Genomic DNA, 3293 nt, shown 5'->3' on the forward strand with positions numbered 1-3293 from the left:
AGGCCGGCTGGGTCCCGCCGAAGGAGCCGATCGCGCCGCGCGGCTACCGGCCGTTCCCCGGAGGCGGAGGCCGGACCCGCACCGAGCGGGCGCAGCACGGGAACTGGCTGTTCGAGACGGACGCGAGCGACGACCAGGGCGTGCCGGGCGTCACGGGTGCGAGCGGCGACGACCAGAGCGTGCCGGGCGCCTGGCAGCTGGACGCCGGGGGCCGCCCCGTGCGGTTCTGGCCCAACCCGCGCCACCACGCGCCCGTCCAGAAGCAACCCGCCGCTCCCGCAGCCCCGCTGCCGCCGCTGCACGCCGGGCGGCGCCCGGCCGGGCGGGCCCTGCTGGGATGGCTCGGCGACCCCCACGCACCGAGGCTGTGCCGCATCGCCGGATCGAGCGGAAGCGGCCGCACCCACCTCCTGCGCTGGCTGACCGCCGCCTGCCCGCCCGACAGCCCGCGCACCGACCGCCGCGTCGACGTACTGCTCGCCGCCGACGGCCTGACGCCGGACAGCTTCGTGTGGCAGCTGGCCCGTGAACTGGGAACAACGGCCGCCGACGTGCACGAGCTGATCGAGACACTGACCGACGGCGTACCGCGCGTGCTGGCGGTGACCGGCCTCGACCGGGCCGGCGCCGGCCTGCTCCCGGACGCCCCGCAGCGGATCGTCGAGAAGGTGCTGGGGCCGCTGCTCACCGTGCCCTGGGTGCGGATCGTGGTGGAATGCGAAGCGTCCGACCTGTTCGACGCCCGAGCCGCGGTCCTCGACCTGGACCAGCCGCAGTGGACCGACCCCGACGCCTACGCCCAGTGGTGCGCGTCCCTGGCGGACCACCCGCTGCCCGCGGCGGCGCTCTACCCCTCACCCGCGCTCGCGCTGCTCGCCGCCCGCACCGCGCCCGGCGCACCCGTCGACCCGGCCGCGCCACCCGCGCAGAAGGCCGAGACACTCGCAGAGGCGTGGTGGGCGTCGCTGCCCGAGACCGCCCGGGCGCCGATCGTCGCACTCGCGGCCGCCGCCGGCGGCGACGTCGACGCCGACCTGTGGGGCGCGCTGCCGAACTCGGGCGGGCCGACGGCCGTCCACCAGGCCGCCGACTTCGTGCTGCCGCCACAGAACGGCGCTCTGCGGGTCTGGCCCCGCACCTTCGCCGACCGGCTCGCACTCTGGGGCCCCGACCACCCGACGCTCCGCCAGGCCCTGCTCCCCACCGCACCGGGGCCGCACGACAGCGCCTGGCTGGGACTCGTGCTGCGCCACGCCGTCCGGTCCGGGACTTCGGTGGTCGACCTGCTGTCCGATCCGGCGGTGCTGGTGCACGCCGATCCGGCGTCGGTCACCCTGGCGTTCGCCGCCCACCAGCAGGCGTTCGCGGACGCGACGTCGCCGGACCGGCTGCGCACCGGCCCGTTCGGCAGGGTGGGACCGGAGCGGGAGGGGGATCCGCCGCGGCGGCTCATCGAGGCGTGGTGGCTGGCCGGGCCGGTGGTCACGGCGGCTGCCGGGCCGGGCGTCCGCGCGTCGGCGCTGCACACCTGGCTGGCCGGCGCCGAGCAGCCGGAACTCGGCGCCCTGGCCGAACAGTTGGGCATGATGGCCGGTCACACGTGGCGGGCGCGCTGGTCGTTCGGGCGGCGGATCGAGCAGGTGCACCTGCTGGCCGCCGGCCACGGCCCGGACGCGGAGGGCCGGCTGCTGGTCGGGATCGGCCGAGCGGTTCCCACAGTCGACCCCTCGACCGGATCGCTGATCCAGGGGGCCGGACGGTTCGTCCTCGACGATCCGTCGACGGTCGCCCTGGCGGCCGGCGAGGACGGCAGCGCGCACGCGCTGTACCGCGACGGATCGATCAACTCCATCCTCCCGGAGGACGACTCCCGGACGGCGACCGAGGCCCTGGTCCGGCTGCGGGAGTCCCTGGAGGCCGGGGCCACCGCGATGGCCGCCTCCAGCGGCCCCCGCCCGGTGATGGTGCTGGGTGATGACACCGGCCACGTGCACGCGATCCCCGCAGTGGACCGGGGCGAACCGCGACGCTCCGACACGCAGATGCACCGGGGCCCTGTGACCGCCGTGGACGTCACCGGCTACGACAACGAACACCTGGTCATCTCCGGCGGCCAGGACGGCACGGTCTGGACCTGGATGCCGGACCGGTACCCGATGACCGCCCCGATCCTCGCCCGCGACAGCCCGGTCACCGCCGTCGCCGTGGCCACCCCCGGGCAGCGCCTGATGTACGCCGCCGCCTGGGAGGACGGCCTGACCCGCGTCGTCCTGACCGGCACCGACCCCGTCACCTGCGACCTGCGTCTCGGAGCCCGGGCCGTCGGCCTGGCCATCACCGGTGCCGGCCGCCTCTGCGTCGCCACCGCAGCCGGCGTGCTGGGCATCGACCTCGCCGAGACGACCGCCCTACCGTCAGGAGGCAATTGATCGCGGCGCCACGCCGCTGACTTCGACGGCGAGTACCCGGAGCGGGCGGTCGGCCGGTGGCGAACTGGCTGCGGCGGAGATCCTCGACCAGGTGGCCGTCGATGAGGTGCGGGCGGTACTGGACCTACGGCGTCCCCAGGTGCGGGCGCGCGCCGGTCAGGGCTACAGGCAGAGGCCATCAGGGCTGGTCGTGTCGAAGGATCTCCTGAATGTCGGCCCTGGCTGGTCTCAAAGCCCGTCTGGGCTGTGGGCTCCGGCACGTAGTAGGAAGTGATCGCTCCAATGACAACCGGGACGATGTGGATCGATTCTCTGGGAGGGCTGTATGTGTGCCTTCCGGAATCCGTGCGGGAGCTGTGGCAAGGGGGTGCCGAGGACGACGAAGATGATCCGGAAGAGTCCACTGACTACTGGCGGGCGGGTCAGACCGATGGTGTCGTTGGCACTTACTCCGTCGCGGGAGTGCAGGCCTTGATGCTGGCAGCCGGCAAAGGACCACTCACCTATGTGCCCAGCCTGGATCTGCTTGTGCAGCGGAGGGCGAAGACCTCGGTCGCAAATGTGGTCGAGACCGTTGTCGAGGCTTTCCCTGCCCTACGTTGGGAGACGATCACATCATGGGATGCGGGCGGCGATCTGGTGGTTTTCGATGCCGTTTGGTCGGGGAGGGAAGTCCCTCTCAATCGACTGCTGCGTGTCCCTCGACCGACGGGATCAGTGAACGTGCAAGTAGCTGAGCTGACACCCAGTGAAAGCTGGAATGTCTGGGTGACTCTATATCGCTTGGTCTAAAGGCTGTCTCGTAACTCACCTGGCAGCATTGGGGCACGTGCCCTGCCGGTCATCCGGCGAGGGCGAGGTTGT

General features: G+C 72.8%; 1 protein-coding gene and 1 pseudogene. Both read left to right on the forward strand.

What is annotated here, in order from left to right; all coding sequences use genetic code 11:
* Window positions 1–2429: pseudogene (locus tag IEZ12_RS35730) on the forward strand (hypothetical protein); the annotation flags it as partial.
* Between the two features lie 297 nt (window positions 2430–2726).
* Window positions 2727–3221, forward strand: a complete 495-nt coding sequence (locus tag IEZ12_RS35735; RefSeq protein ID WP_189278371.1) for an Imm21 family immunity protein — start codon at window positions 2727–2729, stop codon at window positions 3219–3221.
* The last annotated feature ends 72 nt before the right edge of the window (window positions 3222–3293 follow it).

Source organism: Kitasatospora griseola (assembly GCF_014648555.1).
Lineage (GTDB): Bacteria > Actinomycetota > Actinomycetes > Streptomycetales > Streptomycetaceae > Kitasatospora > Kitasatospora griseola.

Excerpts from the sequence above, each read along its gene's own strand:
- IEZ12_RS35735 (WP_189278371.1), top strand. The coding sequence starts at position 2,727 with ATGTGGATCGATTCTCTGGGAGGGCTGTATGTGTGCCTTCCGGAATCC.